The organism is uncultured Flavonifractor sp. (assembly GCF_944385615.1).
GTDB lineage: Bacteria > Bacillota > Clostridia > Oscillospirales > Oscillospiraceae > Flavonifractor.
This window is the reverse complement of record NZ_CALWXV010000008.1, coordinates 39195-60662: the sequence shown is the minus strand read 5'-3', so window position 1 is coordinate 60662 and position 21468 is coordinate 39195. Positions and strand designations below refer to the sequence as shown.

General features: G+C 58.8%; 18 protein-coding genes and 1 pseudogene. 11 read left to right on the top strand and 8 right to left on the bottom strand.

The window, feature by feature from the left end; genetic code table 11:
- The 4 genes and pseudogenes from Q0J75_RS04100 to Q0J75_RS04085 all read right to left on the bottom strand — a co-directional run.
- Positions 1–320, bottom strand: a pseudogene (locus Q0J75_RS04100) (peptidoglycan endopeptidase); the annotation flags it as partial.
- Entirely contained in the window at positions 311–811 is a 501-nt protein-coding gene (locus tag Q0J75_RS04095) for an ankyrin repeat domain-containing protein (RefSeq protein WP_297197062.1), read from the bottom strand. The pseudogene Q0J75_RS04100 and the gene Q0J75_RS04095, both read right to left, overlap by 10 nt.
- A gap of 21 nt (positions 812–832) precedes the next feature.
- Positions 833–2518, bottom strand: a complete 1686-nt coding sequence (locus Q0J75_RS04090) for an ankyrin repeat domain-containing protein (protein WP_297197060.1) — start codon at positions 2516–2518, stop codon at positions 833–835.
- Between the two features lie 14 nt (positions 2519–2532).
- Positions 2533–3285 (bottom strand): copper homeostasis protein CutC, encoded by a 753-nt coding sequence (locus Q0J75_RS04085; protein ID WP_297197057.1) that lies wholly within the window; start codon positions 3283–3285, stop codon positions 2533–2535.
- Positions 3286–3462: 177 nt separating this feature from the next.
- Between Q0J75_RS04085 and Q0J75_RS04080 the strand changes: the two genes are divergently transcribed.
- The 8 genes from Q0J75_RS04080 to Q0J75_RS04045 all read left to right on the top strand — a co-directional run bounded on the left by Q0J75_RS04080 (position 3463) and on the right by Q0J75_RS04045 (position 14269).
- Positions 3463–4632, top strand: a complete 1170-nt coding sequence (locus tag Q0J75_RS04080) for an ROK family transcriptional regulator (protein ID WP_297197055.1) — start codon at positions 3463–3465, stop codon at positions 4630–4632.
- A 67-nt stretch (positions 4633–4699) separates the two neighbouring features.
- Complete coding sequence (locus Q0J75_RS04075) at positions 4700–6361, top strand: peptide ABC transporter substrate-binding protein (RefSeq protein ID WP_297197053.1); 1662 nt, start codon at positions 4700–4702, stop codon at positions 6359–6361.
- 166 nt (positions 6362–6527) lie between these two features.
- Positions 6528–7466, top strand: a complete 939-nt coding sequence (locus Q0J75_RS04070; RefSeq protein WP_297197051.1) for an ABC transporter permease — start codon at positions 6528–6530, stop codon at positions 7464–7466.
- A gap of 2 nt (positions 7467–7468) precedes the next feature.
- On the top strand, positions 7469–8410 hold the full coding sequence (locus Q0J75_RS04065) for an ABC transporter permease (protein WP_297197049.1): 942 nt from the start codon (positions 7469–7471) through the stop codon (positions 8408–8410).
- 9 nt (positions 8411–8419) lie between these two features.
- Entirely contained in the window at positions 8420–9421 is a 1002-nt protein-coding gene (locus Q0J75_RS04060; RefSeq protein ID WP_297197047.1) for an ABC transporter ATP-binding protein, read from the top strand.
- Positions 9414–10382, top strand: coding sequence for an ABC transporter ATP-binding protein (locus Q0J75_RS04055; RefSeq protein ID WP_297197045.1), 969 nt, complete (start codon positions 9414–9416; stop codon positions 10380–10382). The genes Q0J75_RS04060 and Q0J75_RS04055 overlap by 8 nt, the downstream gene beginning before the upstream one ends.
- A gap of 76 nt (positions 10383–10458) precedes the next feature.
- Positions 10459–11823, top strand: coding sequence for a leucyl aminopeptidase family protein (locus Q0J75_RS04050; protein ID WP_297197043.1), 1365 nt, complete (start codon positions 10459–10461; stop codon positions 11821–11823).
- A 1-nt stretch (position 11824) separates the two neighbouring features.
- Positions 11825–14269, top strand: a complete 2445-nt coding sequence (locus Q0J75_RS04045) for a transglutaminase-like domain-containing protein (protein WP_297197041.1) — start codon at positions 11825–11827, stop codon at positions 14267–14269.
- A 64-nt stretch (positions 14270–14333) separates the two neighbouring features.
- Here Q0J75_RS04045 and Q0J75_RS04040 read toward each other — a convergent pair whose 3' ends face one another.
- Positions 14334–14483 (bottom strand): hypothetical protein, encoded by a 150-nt coding sequence (locus tag Q0J75_RS04040; RefSeq protein WP_297197039.1) that lies wholly within the window; start codon positions 14481–14483, stop codon positions 14334–14336.
- A gap of 258 nt (positions 14484–14741) precedes the next feature.
- Here Q0J75_RS04040 and Q0J75_RS04035 point away from each other — a divergent pair, with 258 nt between their 5' ends.
- Positions 14742–15434 (top strand): LytR/AlgR family response regulator transcription factor, encoded by a 693-nt coding sequence (locus Q0J75_RS04035; protein ID WP_297197037.1) that lies wholly within the window; start codon positions 14742–14744, stop codon positions 15432–15434.
- A 30-nt stretch (positions 15435–15464) separates the two neighbouring features.
- Positions 15465–16193 (top strand): LytR/AlgR family response regulator transcription factor, encoded by a 729-nt coding sequence (locus Q0J75_RS04030; RefSeq protein WP_297197035.1) that lies wholly within the window; start codon positions 15465–15467, stop codon positions 16191–16193.
- Between the two features lie 95 nt (positions 16194–16288).
- Here the strand turns inward: Q0J75_RS04030 and Q0J75_RS04025 are convergent, their stop codons facing one another.
- From Q0J75_RS04025 to Q0J75_RS04015, 3 genes are all read right to left on the bottom strand, one after another.
- On the bottom strand, positions 16289–18163 hold the full coding sequence (locus Q0J75_RS04025) for a methyl-accepting chemotaxis protein (protein ID WP_297197033.1): 1875 nt from the start codon (positions 18161–18163) through the stop codon (positions 16289–16291).
- Between the two features lie 460 nt (positions 18164–18623).
- Complete coding sequence (locus Q0J75_RS04020) at positions 18624–19229, bottom strand: hypothetical protein (protein WP_297197031.1); 606 nt, start codon at positions 19227–19229, stop codon at positions 18624–18626.
- Positions 19214–19729, bottom strand: a complete 516-nt coding sequence (locus Q0J75_RS04015; protein WP_297197028.1) for a flavodoxin family protein — start codon at positions 19727–19729, stop codon at positions 19214–19216. Before Q0J75_RS04015 ends, Q0J75_RS04020 begins: the two co-directional genes overlap by 16 nt.
- A gap of 456 nt (positions 19730–20185) precedes the next feature.
- Between Q0J75_RS04015 and Q0J75_RS04010 the strand changes: the two genes are divergently transcribed.
- On the top strand, positions 20186–21439 hold the full coding sequence (locus tag Q0J75_RS04010; protein ID WP_297197026.1) for a vWA domain-containing protein: 1254 nt from the start codon (positions 20186–20188) through the stop codon (positions 21437–21439).
- The last annotated feature ends 29 nt before the right edge of the window (positions 21440–21468 follow it).

Here is a 21468-nt window from a genome sequence, read left to right as displayed (position 1 = left end):
CGGCGCTCCGGGGAAAGATCCTCCGGGAGATTTTGCAGAAGTTCCACTGCGTCTGCCTGGGTGATAGCAAGATCCCCCAGCAGTCCATCCAGTGCGTCCAGCTCCTCCAGCAGTTCGGTCAAGGTTTTGTTTTGAAACTCCGAGAAGGAATAGACTGTCCGCATATCATCGGCGGTTTTGGGAGTAATGGTGATATGAAGGATCGTTTCTGTGGAGTCCTCCCCTTCCACCGTCTCCGTCTCTGTGGTGATTTGACACATATCCCAAAAGACAGCACGCAGGCGCTCTATCCGGTCTGGGGTCAGCGCGGCTACATCCACACCATCGTCCCCTCCGGCGGTCTTGACAGCAAAGACGGCCACCACCTCTTTCCAGGCTGGGGGTTGTCCCTGTATGTCAATGCTGTCATAGTCTCCCGTTTGCAGTGTTTCCAGCTCGTCCGCAAGTTCAACATTTGAAGCACTGCCGAATACTGGCCCAGCGAGCCTTTGCTCAAAGCCTCAACAGTTTTTCCATCGGGACTTATCCCTCCGAAGCTCAACAGACGGATGATATCCTTATTCCCTACCTGGCAGGCCAGATGCAGCGCTGTGCGGCTCTGATTATCCGCGATAGATGCGTCCGCTCCCGCGTCCAGCAGCAGCTTCACAATATCCCGGGACCCCTTGGCGCTGGCGTAGTGCAGAGGCGTGGCCCCCTGTCCGTCGCGCTTATCCAGCTGGAGCCCTCCCTTTTTCAAAAACGCCTGGACAATCCCTTTTTGCCCATTCTTGCAGGCTGTCAGCAGCATATTGTCGAGATTCACCGGCATGATGCTTTTTCCTCTCCTTCCTTATTCCACATATGGAAGCAGCAGCTTGACCAGAGGGGTATTGTCCCGCTCCACTGCATAATCCATGGCTGTTTTTTCAAACAGGTTGACCGCGTTTACATCCGGCTCCCCAAAGTCCAGCATCAGCTCTGTCATTGCCACCGCATCCAGACGGGAAGTCTGGTACGCTGCGTAATGCAGCGCTGTATTCCCCTGCACATCCCGAAGCGTCACATCCGCCCCGGCTTCCAGAAGCACCGTCTGCACCTCTTCCATCGTCCGGAAATTGCCCGTACAGGACAGCATCAGCGGCGTCTGGCCTGCGTCGTTTTTCCGGTTCACATCCGCCCCCAGGCGAATCGCTTCTTCCACCACCATATCGATCACACTGTCCCTGCCCACACCTCTGCCATTCATCGAGGCGCATGCCAGTCCCAGAAGGCAGTCACCTTCATCGTTCAGGCTGCTGTCTGGATCAAAGCCGTACTGCGCCAGAAGAGCCACCAGCTGTTCCGCCAGCCTGTCCCGGTAAAAGTTCCGCGGCGTATGCAGCATAATCTGCTGGCCAAACAGCGCCACAATAGGCTGTTCCCCCACTCCATTTTTCTGAGCGGGGTCCGCTCCCAGCTCCAGCAGCAAAGAGGCCATTTGGATATTACAGGTCTGGCAGGCCACCGCCAACGGAGAAAGCCCCTCAAAGGTTTCCTGTTCGCTGATCTCGTTGAGATCCTCTCCCATGGCCGCCAGTGCACGCACCGCCTCCTCGTCGCCCTTGCGTACCGCCTGATGGAGCGTCATGCCGCCTGCCGCGATTTTTTCCTGTCCCTCCGGGGAATTTTCTTCTTCCGGAGAATAGCTGCCATCAAGCAGCGCCGCGAGCTTCTTAGCACCCGCGCGCACCGCCAGCGTGTGGGCAGTCTCCAGCATGTTGTTTTCCGCCTCCGGGTCCACCCCCGCGTCCAGCAGAATCACGGCACAGCGGAACAAATTGTCCAGCTCTCCCTCAATTGCTTTTTTCCGCTGTTGTAGCTCTTCCATGGAGATCGGGCTGCGCTGCTTGACCGGCAGGGAATCCTCGTTGCGCTTCTCCTCGATCTCTCTGTTTACATACTCCAGATTTTCCAACGGATTATAGCAGGATTGCGCGATCAGATGCAGCCCCGTATTTCCCTCCCGGTCGGCCTTATTCAGCTTCACGCCGCGCTCCGCCAGCGCGCGCAGAAACTCCACGTTGCCTGCCTGCGCGGCATGGTGGTAGCAGAACCTCCCATCGGAATCCCGGCGCAGCACGTTCCCTCCCCCATCAAGAAGAGCCTGCGCTGTCCGGTAGATATCCCCCTTCCTTGGAAGATAGCCGCAGGAAAAACCCTTTCTTGCCAGAAGAAACAGCGGAAGCTCGCCATAGCCGGACGCTTCGTTCGGTTTCAGCCCCTGCTCCAGCAGCCAGACAACCGCCTCCGGGTGGGCATTCTGGCTTGCGATATGCAGCAAATTAGCGTCGCCATAGCCCACCGCTTTTGCATTGAGCGCACACTCCTGATACATGGGAAAGATGGTTTCGGGATCTGCGTTTTTCTGGTAAGCACTCCAGATTTGCATAATATCCATGTTCAAGTCTCCTTCAAACTTCAAGGAAAAATCGGGCGAGCCAATGGACGCAGGATCCAACTGCACAAAACGCCGGCTTACTGGTTTTGATACCAGCAAGCCGGCGTCTTTTTTCAGCCGGGCAGACGGCGCACCATGCCGCCTACATAGTCGCTGTCGATGACATTGAACCGGTCCTCCGGGGGATAGAGCGCGCCGCCGTAATAGATGGCCCGGTTGTTGTTCACCGAGGTATCATACTGAGCCTTGTGGGCGGCCAGGTGGATCTGATCACAGCCGGTCTCAGCAATGACCCGGTCCATATTCCGGGCGGTAATGCCGGCGCCGGGCAGGATCTGGATACGGCCGGCGGCATACTGGATCATCTCATGGACCGTCTGAGTACCCAGAGATACATCAGGCTCCTGGCCACTGGTGAGCACCCGGGTGATCCCCAGCTCGATCAGGGCGTCCAGAGTCTCCTTCCAGTCGGGCACCACATCAATGGCCCGGTGGAACACGGTCTCCTTCCCCGCCTCTTGGGCCAACTGGGCCAGAATCTTGGTGCGCTCCAGGTCCAGCGTGCCGTTCTGATGGAGAAAACCAAACACAAGGCCGTCGGTCCCGTTGGCCAGCAGCTGCTTGGCGTCCTCGATGGCGGTGGCAAATTCCCCGTCGGTGTAGCAGAAGCCGCCCTCCCGGGGCCGCACCATGGTCATGATCTTCATCCCGGTCTCCCGCTTGGCAACCACCAGCTCGCCGATGGTGGGGGTCAGTCCGCCGTGGAACAGATTGCTGTTCAGCTCCACCCGATGAGCCCCCGCCTTATGGGCCTGAATCACGTCGTCTGCGCTGCCGCAGCAGACTTCCAGAATCACACTGCTCATTTTTATCATCACCTTAATAATTACTTTATGTGCGCTATCATTATTATAATATTTTTTGTCTATTTTGTCAATCGCATCTTGATTTTCTCCCCTCCTTTGCGTATAATATGAAATATCAACGAAATTGAACGAAAACGTATTTTTAATTTCATGTTAGTAATTCAGGAGGGTCGGATTTTGGTTGCGGGAAAAAAGGTAGATCGGGTCCTGATGCGCCAAAATAATACCTGCCTGGTGCTGACCGCCATCCGCACCGCAGGCGAAATGTCCCGGGCCCAGGCTGCCGAGGCCACCGGCATGAGCATCGTCACCGTGGGCCGCATTGCGGATGAACTGATCGAGCGGGGCGTCCTGCGGGAGCAGGAAAAGGACGGCGGGATCGGCCGTCCCCCCAGGGTGCTCTCCTTAAATGAAGAGCATCTGCTGTGTCCCAGCGTGTTTCTGGACCGGGACTGTCTGTACCTGGGACTGGTCAGTCCCACCGGTATCCTCCACCGTCAGGAGGCCCATCCCATCCCCCACATGGACTTTACACCCCAGCAGGTGCTGCCCTGGATGTCGGAACATTTGCGCCGCTTCCTTGCAGCCCACCAGGACATGGGCTTTCAAAAAACTGTGGGAGTGGTGATGCCTGGCATCCTGGATATTGAGCGGGGCCAATTGGAGTTTTCTGCCAATTTTCGCTGGCGGAGCGTACCGGTGGTCTCCCAACTGGAGCAGGCTCTGCCCGGCTATACCTTTGTGATGGAAAACGACTGTAAGGCAGTGGCGCTGGCAGAGCACAGCTTCGGCGCCTGCGCGGGCTGCCGGAACCTGGTGGTACTCAACCTCAGCGACGGCATCGGCGCGGCGGTCATCCTCAACGGGGAGATTTACCGGGGCCGGGACAACATGGCCGGTGAGATCGGCCACATCACCCTCAACCCGGCAGGCAAAATCTGCGAGTGCGGCAAGGTGGGCTGTCTGCAAACCCACCTCTCCCTCCGGGCCATTTTGGCCGAGGCGGGCACAGTCTATCCCGGCGTCACTCTGCCGGAGCTTCTGGAGCACTACCAGAACGGGGAGCCCTTTGCCGTAGGGGTCATCCACCAGCTGATTTCCTATACCTCCATCGCCATCAACCTGCTGGCCAACACCTACGCCCCCGATGTTCTGCTGTTGTGCGGCAGCCTGCTGCGTGCCCATCCCCTGCTCCCCAAGCTGCTCGTCGGCAGCTGCCGGGATAATTTGAACGAACATATGAAAAATACCTTCCAGCTCAAACTGGAGTCCTTTGGCGTCAATGGCGCCCTCATCGGCGGCGGCGCTGCGGCCCTGCAGCATATTCTATGGGCCATGTGCCAGTAACCCCCCTCCCTCCGGTTAATATGCCTGCGCGCATTTTAACAAATTATAAAAGATAGGAGAATGAATCATGAAGAAGCTACTGTCAATGGCCCTTGCCTCCACACTTCTTCTCGGTGCCCTGACCGGCTGCGGCTTTACCGACTCAAGCTCGCAAAACCCCAGCGGCGGCGGAGACGATACCAGCGGCGGCACCCGGGACACCCTGGTGTACTACGACAGCAACGAGATCCGCACCCTGGTCCAGTGGGACGCCTCCGACACCCAGTCCTTCACCATCCTGAACAACGCCTTTGAGGGCCTGTACCGCCTGGACGCCAACCATGAGCCCCAGCCCGCTCTGGCTGAGAGCTACACCGTGTCTGACGACGGTCTGGTGTACACCTTCACTCTGCGCGAGGGCCTGCAGTGGTCCAACGGCACGCCTCTGACCGCCAATGACTTCGTGTTCTCCTGGCTGAAGCAGATGAGCTCCGACGCCACCAACGGCTACAACTTCATCATGACCGACTATATCGTCAACGGTCTGGAGTACGGCGAGGGCACCGCCACCGCCGACCAGGTGGGCGTAAAGGCGCTGGATGACCGCACTCTGGAGGTCACCATCAAGAACCCCACCCCCTATTTCCTGTACCTGACCACCCTGAGCATGTATTTCCCCCTGAACGAGGCCTATGTGACCGAGCAGGGCGAGAACTACGGCATCACCGCCGACAACATGATCTACTGCGGCCCCTACACCATCACCAGCTATGACCCCGCTGTGGGCACCAGCATGGTGAAGAACGAGACCTACTGGGACGCCGCCAATGTCTCCATCCCCAAGGTGGAAGTGAAGATCATCAAGGATCAGTCCTCCGCTCTGAACACCTATCTGGCGGGCGGGCTGGACAAGGTCAACCTGTCCTCCGCCGACGTGCCCACCTATCAGAACGATCCCGAGTTCCACACCATCACCGAGTTCCGCTCCACCTATCTGCAGTTCAACCTGGATGACCCTGCCATGAGCAACCTGAACATCCGCAAGGCTCTGGGCTACGCCATCGACCGCTCCATCCTGGCCGACACCATCCTGGCCGACGGCTCCACCGCCGCCGAGGGCCTGGTCTCCTTCGGCGTGTCCGGCAACGGCACCCAGACCTTCCGCGAGCTCAACGGCAATCTGTCTCCCTTCGACGCCGACCTGGCCAAGGAATACTGGGCCAAGGGCGTAGAGGAGCTGGGCTATGAGCCTGAGCTGTCCATGCTCATCGCCGACGACTCCGCCACCAAGCAGATCGCCACCTTCGTTCAGAGCCAGTTCCGGGACAACCTGGGTATTGAGGTCGCCATCGACTCCAAGACCAGCAAGGCCCGCAACGAGCTGATGGACAACAACAACTACCAGTTCGCCATCACCGCCTGGGGCGCCGACTATGACGACGCCATGACCTTCCTGGATCTGTGGATCGCCCAGTCCGATACCGGCAAGAGCACTCCCTACCGCGGCAACTACGGCAACGCCGACTACAGCGCCCTCATCACCTCCGCCAAGGCTGACGCCAACTCCGAGACCCGTCTGCAGAGCCTGCTGGACGCCGAGAAGCTGCTGGTGGACACCGACGCGGTTATCTCCCCCCTGTATTTCAAGGGCTTTGCCTATCTGCAGCGCAGCGACGTACAGAACCTGATCGTGCACCCCCTGGGCAACCCCGTGGAATTCAAGTACGCCAGCTTCTCTACCGCTGAGTAATCACAACCCGCGCGGGGCCGGGTACATCTTGGCCCCGCGCGGTTCTTCCTGTCCTTTGATGGAGCTCTGGACCGCGGCAGGCGGCTGAACCGCCGTTCGGCCGTCGGCCGCTGTCCAGATTCAGACCGGATAAGGATCAACCACTCCATGGAAAGGAGGAATCAGAATGCTGAAATATATCGGCAAGCGTCTGATATATCTCGTTCTCACTCTCCTCATTATCGTTACCGTCACCTTCTTCCTGATGAAGCAGCTCCCCGGTACCCCCTTTGATACCGAACGCTTCAACAATCTGACCCCCGCCCAGCAGGAGCAGATGCTGGAGAAATACGGCCTCAACGACCCTGTGCCGGTACAGTATATCAAGTATCTGGGCAACCTGCTCCGGGGCGATCTGGGCACGTCCTTCCTCTACACCGGCCGGCCGGTGTCCGACGTTATCTTCAGCCGTCTGGGCCCCTCCCTGCTGATCGGTATCCAGGCCGTTCTGCTGGGCCTTTTGGTGGGCCTGACTTTAGGCATCATAGCCGCCTGGAAACACAACAGTGGTATTGACTACTTTACCATGGTCATCGCCGTTCTGGGCGTCAGCGTCCCCAACTTCGTGGTAGCCGCCCTGCTGCAATATTTTGTGGGTTTGAAGTGGGGCATCCTGCCGGTGGCCTTCTGGACCAACTGGTTCTGTTCGGTGCTTCCCTCCATCGCCCTGTCCTTCAGCGCCACCGCCATGTTCGCCCGGTTCATCCGCACCGAGATGCTGGACGTGCTGGAGCAGGATTACATCACCACCGCCCGGGCCAAGGGCCTGAGCCAGTTCAAGGTGCTGATGGTCCACGCGGTGCGCAACTCCATCATCCCGGTGGTCACCATTCTGGGCCCTGTGGTGGTCAATCTGCTCACCGGTTCTCTGGCCGTGGAGAGCATCTACTCGGTGCCCGGCATCGGCTCTCTGTTTGTAGACTGTATCAAGAACAACGACTACTCCACCATTATGGGCATCACCATCTTCTACAGCGCCTTTTATATCTTTGTGATCCTTGTGGTGGATATCCTCTACTGCGTCATTGACCCCCGGATCCGCATCCAGGGCACCAAGGAGGGATAAGCATGAACGCGAAAGAAAACAACATCAATGCCAATATCCCTCAGGAGCTCTTTGTCCCCGTCCAGGTGGACCAGAGCGAGCGGGAGCGGATCAGCCGCCCCAGCCTCACCGCCTGGCAGGACGGCTGGCTGCGCCTGAAGCAAAACAAGGCCGCTGTGGTCAGCCTGTTTATCATCATTGTCATTGTGGCTATGGCCCTGCTGGCTCCCATTTTCAGCCCCTATGACTTTGCCCAGACCGACTACAGCGCCATCTACCAGGGTCCCAGCGCCGCCCACCTCTTCGGTACCGACGGCTTTGGCCGGGACCAGTTCACCCGCATCTGGTACGGCACCCGCATTTCCCTGCTCATCGGCTTTGTGGCTGCCTGCCTGGACCTGTTCGTGGGCGTCACCTATGGCGCCGTCTCCGCCCTGCTGGGCGGCAAGGTGGACGCCATCATGCAGCGCATCATTGAGGTGCTGGTTGGCATCCCCCACCTCATCATCGTCATCCTGCTCATGATGGTGCTGCCCGCCGGCGTGGGCACCATCATCGTGGCCCTGGCCATCACCGGCTGGGTCAACATGGCCCGGCTGGTCCGTGCCCGCATCCTCCAGCTGAAGGGCCAGGAGTTCGTCATGGCCGCCCAGGTGCTGGGCACCTCCCAGAAGAACATCATCCTGCGACACCTGATCCCCAACACTGTGGGCGTCATCGTCATCAACGCCATGTTCACCATCCCCAGCGCCATCTTCACCGAGGCCTTCCTCAGCTTCATCGGTATCGGCCTCAGCGAGCCCAAGGCCTCCCTGGGCGTGCTCATCAACAACGGCTATGCTGTCCTCCAGAATTCCCCCTATCTGCTCATCTGCCCCGCCATCGTGATCATTCTCATCATGGTGTGCTTCAGCATTTTGGGCGACGGCCTGCGGGACGCTCTGGACCCCAGAATGAGTAAGTAGGTGATTGGCATGGATGATATTTTGAATGTAAAAGATCTCCATGTGGAGATCAAAACCCATCACGGCATCGTCAAAGCCGTGCGGGGGGTCAGCTTCCACCTGGCTCCCAAGGAGACTCTGGCCATCGTGGGCGAGTCGGGCTGCGGCAAGTCCATCAGCGTCAAGGCCACCATGCGCCTGCTCCCCTCCAACGGCCGCATCTCCAGGGGCAGTGTCCAGCTGGAGGGCCGGGAGCTGATCAGCCTCTCCGAGCGGGAGATGCTGAAGATCCGGGGCTCCGATATCGCCATGATCTTCCAGGACCCCATGACCAGCCTGAACCCCACCATGACGGTGGGCAAGCAGATCGTGGAGATGCTCAAGGCTCACCGGAAGGACATGAGCGCCGCCGATATGAAGAAGCGGGCGGTGGAGCTGCTGGAGCTGGTGGGCATCTCCAACCCGGAGATGCGCTACAAACAGTACCCCCACGAGCTGTCCGGCGGTATGCGCCAGCGTGTGGTCATCGCCATCGCTCTGGCCTGCGACCCCAAGGTGCTTATCGCCGACGAGCCCACCACCGCTCTGGACGTAACCATCCAGGCCCAGATCCTGGACCTGATGAAGGAGCTTCAAAACAAGATCGACACCTCCATCATCATCATCACCCACAACCTGGGGGTGGTGGCCAACATCGCCAAGCGGGTGTGCGTCATGTACGGCGGCCAGGTGGTGGAGACCGGCAATGTGGCGGATATCTTCTACCGGCCCCAGCACCCCTACACCAAGGGCCTGCTGTCCGCCGTGCCCAAGCTCCACGAGAAGACGGACAAGCTCCACACCATTTTGGGAACGCCCCCCGACCTGATGAATCCCCCCCAGGGCTGCCCCTTTGCCGCCCGGTGCTCCCATACCATGAAGGTGTGCCAGCAGTATCAGCCGCCCTTCACCCAGTTTGAGGAGGGTCATACCTCCGCCTGCTGGCTCCACGACCCCAGATGCCATCTCGAGGAGGGAAACAGCCATGAGTGAGCAGAAGGTGCTGGTTTCCGTCCAGCATTTGAAAAAATACTTCCCTGTGGGGAAAAAGCAGACCCTGAAGGCCGTGGACGATGTGACCTTTGACATCTATAAGGGCGAGACCTTGGGTCTGGTGGGTGAGTCAGGCTGCGGTAAGTCCACTCTGGGCCGTACCATCATCGGCCTCTATCCCCCTACTGACGGCCATGTGGTCTTTGACGGCCAGGTGATGGACGGCAAGCAGTCCGCTGCCGTCCATAAGGAGTTCACCCGTCGGGTGCAGATGGTGTTCCAGGACCCCTACGCCTCTCTGAACCCCCGGATGAAGGTGATGGATATTGTGGCCGAGGGTATCGACAACCACGGCCTGGCCAAAAGCCGCAAGGAACGGGACCAGATGGTGATTGACCTGTTGAATACCGTGGGTTTGCAGCAGGAACACGCCAACCGGTTCCCCCATGAGTTCTCCGGCGGCCAGCGCCAGCGGGTGGGCATTGCCCGTGCCCTAGCTCTCAACCCCGACTTCATCATCGCTGACGAGCCTATCTCCGCCCTGGACGTATCCATCCAGGCCCAGGTCATCAACCTGTTCCAGGATCTCCAGAAGGAGCGGGGTCTGACCTATCTCTTCATCGCCCATGACCTGTCCATGATTAAGCACATCTCTGACCGGGTGGGCGTCATGTACCTGGGCAGTCTGGTGGAACTGACCACCAGCGATGAGATCTTCGACCACCCCCTGCACCCCTACACCCAGGCCATGTTCTCCGCCATCCCCCTGGCCGACCCGGAGCTGGAGAACAACCGCAAGCGCATCATGCTCCACGGCAGCATCCCCAGCCCGGTGAATCTGGGCCCTGGCTGCCGCTTCGCAGGCCGCTGCCCCTACGCCACCGACCGCTGCCGGACGGAGAGTCCGGCCTTCAAAGAGGTGGCTCCGGGACACTTTGTGGCCTGTCACCAGGTCAACTAAGACCGCTCTAAAAGGCTTTATCACTGAGCCCCGTCCGCTTAGGCGGGCGGGGCCTTTTTTATAAGGAGGTACTCCCATGATCCAACGTTATCAGGGACAGCAGGCCCAGTGGCGGCTGTCCTTTGTATCCGATTCTGAAAAGTCTATGACCCTCACCCCCGGCGACGGGCCTTGTACCTGGACTGTCCATGTTGGCAGCTCTGACGAGCTCACCCCGGAGCGGCTCCGCCGTGCCGCCGCCAAGGCCGTCAAGACCATGAAGGAGCTGGGGGGCAAGACCGGCGTTCTGGATGCCGCTCCCCTGCTGCCCATTCTGGGCCCCGCCGCCGGGGCCGCTCTGACCCAGGGAGCCGAGCTGGCCCTCCACGAGGCCCCCTCCTTTGCCACCGGCACCCCTAAGGAACCCATTACCCTCTGGCTGGATGGTGACTGTGACGGGTTGGACCAGGCCCTTCAGGAGTCGGCCCACCTTACCCGCTCCATCTGCCTGGCCCGGGATCTGGTGAACTGCCCGGCCAACAAGCTCACCCCCGCCCTGATGGCGGAGGAGATGACCCGTGAGGCTGAAGCCCTGGGCATCCAGTGCCAGGTGCTGGACGAGCACCAGGCCCGCACACTGGGCATGGAGGCCTTTCTCACCGTGGGGAACAGCGCCCTCCATCCCCCCCGCCTCATCGTCCTGCGCTATCGGGGCGGCGGCGATGAGGACCCCATCTGTCTGGTGGGCAAGGGGGTCACCTGCGACACCGGCGGCTACTGCCTGAAGGCCGCCTCTTCCATGAAGGGCATCAAGGGGGACATGGCAGGCGCTGCCGCTGTGTGGGGGGCGGTGCTGGCTCTGGCCGCCAACCACGTTCCGGTGAATGTCACCGCCGTCATCCCCTCGGTAGAAAACCGCATCTCCCCCGACAGCTATATCCCCGGCGATGTCATCGGCTCCATGTCGGGCAAGACCATTGAGGTGGGCAACACCGACGCCGAGGGCCGTCTCATCCTGGCCGACGGGGTGACCTACGCCATCCGGGAGGAGCACGCCGCCAAGATTGTGGACATCGCCACCCTCACCGGCGCGGTGGTGGGGATGTTCGGCTTTACCACCGCCGGATACCTGTCCAACGACGACGGCTTCTCCGACGCGTTCCGGGCCGCCTACCGCCGCAGCGGGGAGCAGTACTGGCCCCTGCCCACCTTCCCCGAGTACCGGAAGATGATCGAAAGCCCTCTGGCCGACCTGTCCAACACTTCCAGCGACGGCTGCGGCACCATCACCGCCGGGCTTTTCATCGGAGCCTTTGCTGAGGACAAGCCTTGGATTCACATCGACATCGCCGGCACCGCCTGGGTGGATTCTCCCCGGTTCGAGTACCAGACCAAGGGGGCCACCGGCGCCGGAGTCACCACCCTGTATGAGCTGTGCAAGGGCTACGCCCAGGAGGTCTGAGATGGAACACTGGAATACGCAACTGGAATCCCTCTCCCCGGAGCGCCGAAAGGCGATGGTATTTTTGCAGTCCCACCTGCCCGCCAGTGACCTGTACTGTTACCCCTTCTCCCTCTTCCTCCAGTTTGCCGATCACGCCCTGGCCCTGCGGCAGCAGGCCCCCTGGTGTGCCGGGTTGGATGAAGAACTTTTCCTCCACTATGTCCTCTTCCCCCGGGTCAACGACGAGGATCTGTCCTTCCACCGCACCCTCTTCCATAATGCCCTGTGGGAGCGGGTAGCCGGTCTGGCCTCCGATGAGGACCGGGTGCTGGCGGTAAACCGCTGGTGCCATGAGGAGGCCTCCTATCAGTTTCAGGACGACCGCACCGCCTCCCCCCTGACGGTGTTCCGCAACGGCAGCGGCCGGTGTGGTGAGGAGTCGGCCTTTCTGGTGGCCGCCCTGCGCAGCGTGGGCATTGCCGCCCGGCAGGTCTACTCCCCCCGCTGGGCCCACTGTGACGATAACCACGCCTGGGTAGAAGCCCTGTGTGACGGTCAGTGGCGCTTTTTGGGGGCCTGCGAGCCCGAACCCATTCTGGACCGGGGCTGGTTCAACACCGCCGCCTCCCGGGCCATTCTGGTCCACTCCCGGCTGTTCGGTACCGGTACCTCTCCCCTCCACGGCACTCTGCTGTGCTCCACCGGGGCGGTGGCCTGGTACAACCAGACGGCCCGTTACGCCCATACCCGGACCTACACCTTCCAGCTCCTGCGGGACGGCCTGCCTGCCGCTGGAGCTGCGGTCCACATCCAAGTCCTCAATGAGGCCAGCTTCCACACCATCACTACCCTCACCGCCGACGGAGCGGGGCAGGCCCAGGTGGAGCTGGGTCTGGGGGACTTCCACGTGCAGGCCCAGCTGGACGGCATGACGGCGGAGGGGGATTGCACCGGTCCCACCCTCACTTTGGAGCTGGAGCAACCCGGACAGGTGGCCACCGATTGGCAGGACTTTACCATGACCGCCCCCAAGGATGCCCCTATCCACCCTGTCCTGCTGACCCCGGCCCAGAAGGAGGAGCGGGCCGCTGTCCTGGCTACCGGCTCCGCCCACCGGGAGGGCAAGCTTGAGGGACTGGACCGCTCGGCCCAAGTACCGGAGCGGTGGCGGGACCTGGTGCAGGCCGCCCGAGGCAATGGGAACGTGATCGCCGCCTTCCTGTCCGAAGACGACGATCCCCGACGGGAGGCCATCCTCCGTACCCTCACCCAGAAGGACCTGCGGGACGTAACAACGGAAGTTCTCTCCGACCACCTGACCCACACCCCCAATATGGATACGCTGCCCCAAGAGGTGTATACCGCCTGGGTCCTCTGCCCCCGCATCCAGCTGGAGCCCCTCACCCCCTGGCGGCAGGCTTTACAACAGGTGTTTTCCCCGGCAGAGGCGGAGGCCTACCGGGCTCAGCCCGCTGCTCTGTGGGATACCCTGTGCCGCCGGATGGACACCCACCTGTCTCAGGTCTACGCCGGGCAGTCCACCGGCCTGGTGTGGACCCCGCTGGAGGCCTGGCAGGCCGGGCGATGCGATGAACGGAGTCTGCGTATTTTGTATGTGGCTCTGCTGCGGGCTTTGGGAGTCCCCGCTCGTCTGCGGACGCTGGACGGGTTGCCGGAGTCCTGGCAGGACGGAACCTTCCGCCCCCTGTACCCCCAGGCAGAGGGCACGCTGACCCTCCAGTGCGAAGAGAATCAGAATCCCCTCTACCGGCAGAACTGGTCCCTCTCTCAGTGGAATGGCGGCAGCTGGCAGCTGCTCCAGCTCTCTGACGAGGACTGGCAGAACGGCCAACGCACCCCCTCCCTCCCCGCCGGGCGGTATCGCCTTACCACCTCGGTGCGGATGCCCAACGGCAACCAGTTTGCTTCCAGCCGGGTGCTGCTGGTCAAGGCAGGAGAAACCGTCCAGTCTGATCTGCGGCTGCGGGCCTATGCTTTGGAGGACCTGCTGGGATGCCATGAAATGCCCGTTATGCCTGCCTGTACTTTGGAGGGCAGTGAAGTCCCGGACTTCTGCCGCCTGAACGGCCGTCCCACCCTGCTGTTCTGGATGGAGGAGGGCAATGAGCCCACCGAGCATGTGCTCAATGAGCTGGCCGCCGGCCGGCAGGCCCTCCAGGCCCTGCCGGTGAATCTGGTGTTCCTGCTCCGGGGCAAAGAGAGCCTGAACCAGCGCACCCTGGCCGGAGTACTCCGGGACTGGCCGGACATCCGGGTGCTGCTGGACGACTGGGCCTTTGACCTGGAGACCGCCGCCCGCCACCTGACCTGCGACCCCGACCGACCCCCGCTGGCGGTGGTGTGCAATGGCAAGGGCCAGGCCGTGTACGGCGTCAGCGGGTACCATGTGGGTTCGGTGGAACTGCTCACCCGCATTGCCGCCCATCTGGTGGAACAGGGCTGACAATATTCTCCCATCTAAAACAAGCTCCCGCTGTGCCGGGTCCGGTACAGCGGGAGTTTGTTTTTCATTTGATGTTCAGAATGGTAGCCACAGGCGCCCCCAGGCTGTCCCGGATCCGCTTCAGCTTGGTCAGCTGGGCCCGATGGGTATTGACCGTCTCCCCAGCGGCAAGACCTAGAAATAGCTGGTAATATTGTAATCCTTTTTTAGCCATTTGGAAAGATGGATTTTATATCTCCTCTGCCAACTCAGCCTCCATCAGCCCGGAACGTCTGCCTCTCTTGCTACACTTCATCTGACCTTTTCTGGAAAAGAATGGGGTAATATACTGGTTGTTCGTGCCAGCAAGTTGCCGTTTGCGCCCATAAAAGACCGTTTACGTCGGAAGTCCCCTTTCTGCCTTCTTTTTGTGGTAGGGTATAGTTGGAATGAAATGCACAGAAGAAGAATTGACAGACAAGGAGCAGTCGGCATGGAGAAAACCCGATTGGTGATACACATGCATGATACAGAGGAGCGTTCCAGGCTCTTCCAGATCCTCAGCGCCTGGATGGAGCTCTATTGCGCCCCTATGGAATTGGTAACAGAGCCCTCCCTACCCATTCAGCCTCCGGTCATTCTTTTCTGGGATCTGGACAGCGGCACTCTGCCCCCCCGCTTTCCGCCGGATTCCTCCCACGCTCTTTTTGTCTGTGCCGCCGACCACCAGGCCGCCATACACAGCTACCCTTTCCACCCCAACGGCTTTCTGCAAAAGCCCATCTGCATGGATCAGGTGGAGGCGGCTCTCAAACGCTGCATTCCCCTTTGGTGGAACGCTCTGGAGCGGCTGGAGATCTTATCCGGCCGGGTACGGACTCAGGTCCCGTTTTGCAATGTGACCCAGATCGAAGGCACCAGAAAGGGTTGTCTGGTCCATAGCTCCCTGCAGACCTTTTCTGTGCGGGAACCCCTGTACAGCCTGGAAAGCCGCCTGCCCCCGCGCATTTTTGTCCGCTGCCAACGCAGCTTTGTAGTCAATCTTTTCCACATTCAAAAGCTCTCCAGGCAGAGCGCCTTTCTCTCCGACGGTACGGAGATTCCTCTGGGCCGCTGCCAGAAGGACGCTGTATGGGAAGCCTATCAGCAGTTTCGCCTGCTGCGGGAGGGACAGCTACAGCTATAGCAGACACCAACAGAAAGTGGTGAATCCAGTTTGGAAGTTGTCATTGCAATATGCGACGATCTGGTAGAGGAACGGGCCAATCTGGCCCGGATGATCCAAACCTACAGCCAGGAGCGGGATCTGCCCATCCAGCTTTGTTTCTTCAGCAGCGGGGAGGAATTGCTGGACGCCTTTCATCGCTCCCAGCAGTTTCACATTGTTTTTCTGGATATCTACATGCCCAACTGCTCCGGTATGGAGGTTGCCCGACAGATCCGGGCTGCCCATGACGATACTGCCATTGTCTTTGCCACAACCAGCCAGGACCACGGCCGGGACAGCTTTGATGTGCAGGCCTCCGATTATCTGCTAAAGCCCTTCCGGCAGGAGGATGTCTCTCAGGCTTTGGACTGGTGTCTGGAGCACATCCCCGAGTCCGTCCGGTGCCTGTCTGTCTACTCGGAATGGGAGCAGCGAGAGCTGCCCCTCTCCACCATCCAATACATCGATGTGTACGGGCACCGCTCCCGCATCCACACCACCCAATCTGTGCTGGTGGTACGGCGGGGGCTGGACGACCTGGAAGTCTCCATCCAAAGCCCTGACTTCCTCCGCTGCCATCGCAGCTTTCTGCTGAATATGAACTATGTGGACAGTCTGGAGGGAAACGCCTTTCGTATGTCGGATGGGACGCTCATTCCCATCAGTCCCTCTCAAACCGCTCAGATCCGAAATCAGTTTATTGACTGGACCTACATCAAAGCATGGCAGCAGAAATAAAGCCCCGCTTCTTTTCCGGGCTTTTCGCAAGGAAAAATCCATCCCACCGGGTTTTCTCTTTCCCGGTGGGATGGATTTTTTCATACATTTAAAACTCAGCCATCTCTGGCGGCTCTCTTGTGATCCGCTTCCATCAGACGCTCTTCCAGCTGCTGACCATAGGGATCGATGTACTCGTTGCCGAACTGGCCGGTAGTCTCCTTGATCTTGTATGCCTCGTTGGCGTACTTGATAAACTCGGCGTCGTTCTGCTTTTCGTTGGGGATGTAAGCCTGCCCCTTCTGACGGGCGCGCAGGTTGAAGTGCTGCATCCGGTTGCGCAGGAACGCGGCCTGACGGCTCATCTCCTGGCTGGAGGCATCGGACTCTTCGCTGACCGCTGCGTTGCTGGTGGCCGCCTCGGTGATCTGAGCCACCGACTCGGCAACGTGCTTGACGCTCTCCAGCTGATCGGTGGACAGGCCGGAAACCTGCTCCACGATCTTGACGATCTTGCCGATCTTGTTGTTGATCTCCTCAAAAATAGCGGCGGACTCTGTGGCAATGGCGGTGCCCCGGTCGGTCTGGGTAATGCTGTTTTCGATCAGGACGCGGCTCTCCTTGGCCGCCTCGGTGCTCTTCAGCGCTAGGGCGCGCACCTCGTCGGCTACCACGGCAAAGCCCTTGCCGGCGGCGCCGGCCCGAGCGGCCTCAATGGCGGCATTCAACGCCAGGATGTTGGTCTCAAAGGTGATGTCATCAATGGTCTTCATAACGGTGGCAATCTTCTTGGACGCCTCACGCATATGAGCCACGGAATCAAAGAGCACCTTCATGTGCTGATTGTTGGTTTCCAGATCGGTCTCAATGGCCTTGGTGATCTCGAAGGCCTCCTGAGCCTTTTCATCATTGAAGTGGATCAGGCTGCTGACATGCTCCATCTCTTCCGAGAGATTATGTGCGGCGGAGGCCTGCGCCGTGGTGCTCTCAGCCAGCAGATGGCTGGCGTTGGCGATTTCGCTGGCGCCGGCAGCCACCGAGTGGGCCGACTCCACGATCTCATTAAACATGACGTCGTTGGACTGCACCAGGCGATACAGGCTTCTGCCCAAGCTGTCACGACGGGAGCGGATCTTGACGAAAGCGGTCATATCGCCGTCGGCGATGCGCTTGACAACCTCCACATTCTCACGGATATTGTCGGCCATGGCGCGGAAGGCTGCAATCATCACTCCAACCTCGTTATCGGAGTTTTCCTTTTCCATTTTGGCAAACTCATCGTCAAAGTCAAACTCCACCGCACCCAAAGACAGATGATTGGCCCAGTCGGCCACCCGCATGATGGGAGAGGCAATCTGTTGGGCCAGACGTCTGGCATAGAGGATGGAAAACGCACCGATGGCGCACATAACAACCACGATGATGACCACGATAGCGATCAGCAGTGCATCGAACGCCTGCTGAATGCCTTCGATCTTAGCAGCGTAGACCTTGTCAATGCTGCGCAGGCCATCGATCACTTCAGTTGTCTTGGGGTCCAGCTGGGAGAAAAACTGGTCGATTGCCCCCTCCCGATCACTGGAACGCATGTTGATCAGGTTCTCCGCCAGGCTGTGAATCTCCTCATGGGAGCCGGTGATCTGCTGTGCCAGCGAAACAACCTCAGAAGGAGTATGGTCGTTTGTGTGCCCACTCAGCCACTGGCCGAAGGAACAGGTGCTCGCGTCCAGGCTACCGTTAAAGGAAGTGCCTTTCTCAAGGCTGCTGATCAGTTCCGAACGCAATTCATAATGGCCATTAATGGTTTCGCCAATCTGGGTACGTTCAGACTCCAGCGTGGACATGGTGTGGTAGTAGCCGGAGAGGATGCACAACATGACAATTGTGATGACCCCCAAAATGGCCGAGAAGAAGATAATCTTCAAATACCCTTCCATGATTCGTCCGCGCAGATTCTTTTTGGTCTTAACACCCTTTTCTATTGTACCCATGCTCCTCTCTCTCCTTTTCAAAGAAACTCTGCATACTTGCCCGACTTGAGTCAGGTTCAAAAAGGGGCCGCTCACTTTGGCAGTCCGATTCATGACATGATTAGGCTGTCCGTACCGGTAAAACACGACACGCACAGCCCCACTTTCAGCTGCTTCCATTGAACGGCTAAAATAACAATATTTTTTATGTATATCTTAGCATAAGGCGATTCCATTTTCAAGTGCAAAACTATCCATATATTAACCAAAAATACGGATATATTCTTATACAGCTGAAGGCTCCCCTTCTCTGGGATTTTTGCCTCTCAGCTTACTCCTATCCACTCTTCCCATCCTTTCCCGGGAAAAATCCGGTCTATTTATCCGCTATTTACTTTTTTGCGTAATAGAGACCGACGCATCAGGAAGGGACAGCACATGCTGCGGAGTGGTCTATAGCGTCGCCAGTCCCGCCATATTGTTACGGCTCAATCTGCATGGAAGCCATCTGTTCTCTGGTAATGCCATGTCGCTCTCCATAGCGGATCCAATAGCTTGTGGAGGCGTTGAGAAACATCTTTTTGGACAGGGGCATCGTGACCTGGAAGGTACGGTTTTCCTGCCGTACGATTGCCCGGGCCAGCTTTTTGATCTTTGCCTGGACCAAAATCCGAAATGGAGTGGAGAGAATGGCCTCTCCACCGCCGATTTTCAAAACAGAGCCGAAGGGCAGCCCGTTTTCCCGGCAGTAGAGCTCCATCATCTTTACCGCAACATTATTTTGTTCCGCCTCAAGAAAGCCGCAGTTAATCAGAACAGACACCGTGGGCTTTTGCCGGGATCCATATTCCTCCCACGTCTTCAGGAAGTTCAGCAGCGTGACGGGAATTCCATCCGCGTACAACGGAAAGACGAACAACACATCTGAAACTTCATCTGCCGCCTGGCAGAGCTCCAGATGATTGGCCCTGGTCAAATCCCTATAGTGGCTCTCCCAAGAACAGGCCTTTGAGAATAAGGCCGCATACTGCTTGGAGTTGGACTTGGGCGCCCTGGGGCTTCCATTGATAATCAGGATCTTTCCCATGTCAGCACCTCATTTCTTACCGTCTGCTCCAGGTCCTGCTCTTGGGCGAACACCACCCGGTATTGTGTAAAGTTCATGTTATTGGCATTGCGTGCGATCAGCTGCCGGAAAATGTCCTGCTCCTCGGCAGACAGATCGCCGTAACCCACAATAATCGCCTCCTTAGGCGCCACATCCCGCTGGAAATGGTGTGTCTCACCGTGGTGAAGCCGGATAAAGGCCTGCTGAACCGGGATGGCTCGTTCCAGCATGGTTTTCATGATGGTGTCATAGCTTCCGTATCTGACCCGGCTGACATACATCAGTCTGTCACTGGCTGCGATGCGGGGATAGACCTGAACGGCGTCGTCCCGAATCACGCACTTCCCCGGCGTTTTGGTCCAGCACCCAAAACAGCCCACGCAGTTTGCTATTTTTAACTTTGACAGATCAATGAACTCTATTGCGGCACGCTGGATTTCCGGTACCTCCAAATGCCTGTCGCTTACGATCAGTGTCATGGTCGCCTCCTATAAATTCAGTTTCCGCGGCACGGATCTATTTTACTGAATTCCCAGAGGATTTGAGTAAAATAGAGCAGTCTAACAGAATTCAGTATTCGCTCCTCCATGCCTTATTTATTTATTATACCATAGCCAGCAATCAATTGGTACCGGAAACCGCAATTGGGATCATTTTTCTTTTTTATATCCTTTTTCCTGCTATCTGCCTGCTTTTTGGCAGGCGATTCCTCAGCATGTCCCCATTCCACCGGGACAAGGATCCCAGCCTGTGTCAGTCCGGCGGCGCGGCGTATAGGATAGTACGGGGCCATCCCCAGAAGGAGGTAACACATATGGGTGTTACAAATTCCAATAAAGTCATCAATACCGACCAGATCGCCTGCGATGGGTCCCTGCGGGTCACGCTGGCGTTGACGGCCGCTCCCGATATCCGTCTCCCACCCCACCGATATTGTGCTGGTACTGGACCGCTCCGGCAGCATGACCGGCACCCCGCTATCCAATATGAAGCTGGGCGCCAAAACCTTCATCGACGTCATTGATGAATCCACCGACGGCACAAAAGACGGCCAGATCGGCTCGGGCAGCCGCATGGCTGTAGTCAGCTTTTCCAACCTGGCCACGGCGGATACTCAGCTCATCACCTCAGTGGACGACCTGAAAGCCGCGGTGAATGCTCTGTCCGCCGGAGGCACCACCAATCACGCAGACGCCTTCTCCAAAGCCACGGAGCTGTTTGATCCTGCCTCAGTCAATGCCAAAGTCATCGTCATGTTCACCGACGGAAACACCACCACCGGCGCTCCCCCGGCCCCGGTGGCCGCCGCCGCCCGGGCACAGGGCATCATCATCTACTGCATTGGCCTGATCGGCTCGGACGGTCTGGATGTGGATGCGCTCAACAATTGGGCTACCGACCCGGACGCCTCCCATGTGGCTGTAACTCCGGACGCCGCCGACCTGGAGGCACTCTTCGCGGAGCTGGCCGCAAATATCTCTAACCCCGGCGCCACCGACATTGTCATTGACGAAATGGTCAGCCCCGACTTTATCATCACCAATCTCCTCTCCCCCACAAAGGGGTCCGCCGTCATACTGGACACCCATACTCTGCGCTGGAAGATTCCCCAGCTGGGTGTGAGCAGCAGTGAAAGCGCGGTATTGGACTTTTTTGTACGCCACATCGGCCAGACCCAGGGGCAAAAGCTGGTGAATCAGTCCATCACCTACTCCGACGCCGAGGGCAACATGGTCACCTTCCCCGACCCCTCCGTGCTGGTAAAATGCGATATCGTAGTCCATCCTGAGCCCTGTCCCACACCCACAGACCTGATCGCGGAGGGCTGCTCCGATGCGATTCATGTGGATCTGGGCGATGTCTTTCTGGAGGGACAAGGGCGGATCATCCAGATGGACGCGACGATTAAAAACGTTTGTCCCGGCAAACGGGTCGCGCTGGCCGCCATTCTCACCGAGTTGGATCGGGACGGCATGGAGCACCAGCGGGGTATGAAAACCATGACCATTCCCGCCCACGATTTTCCCGACTGCCGGGATATCCAGGTCAAGTGCATCCGGTTTGTGGTGCCGGAGGATCTCAGTCTGTCCTGCGGCTGTCTGTGCAGTCCCCGCCAGTTCCAGGTCCGGCTGATCGCAAACAGCATTGACACAGACTTCCGCTGCTGTGAGTCGGTCCTTACTCTTTAAGAAAGCTCGGCCGACAGCAAAAAAGAAGG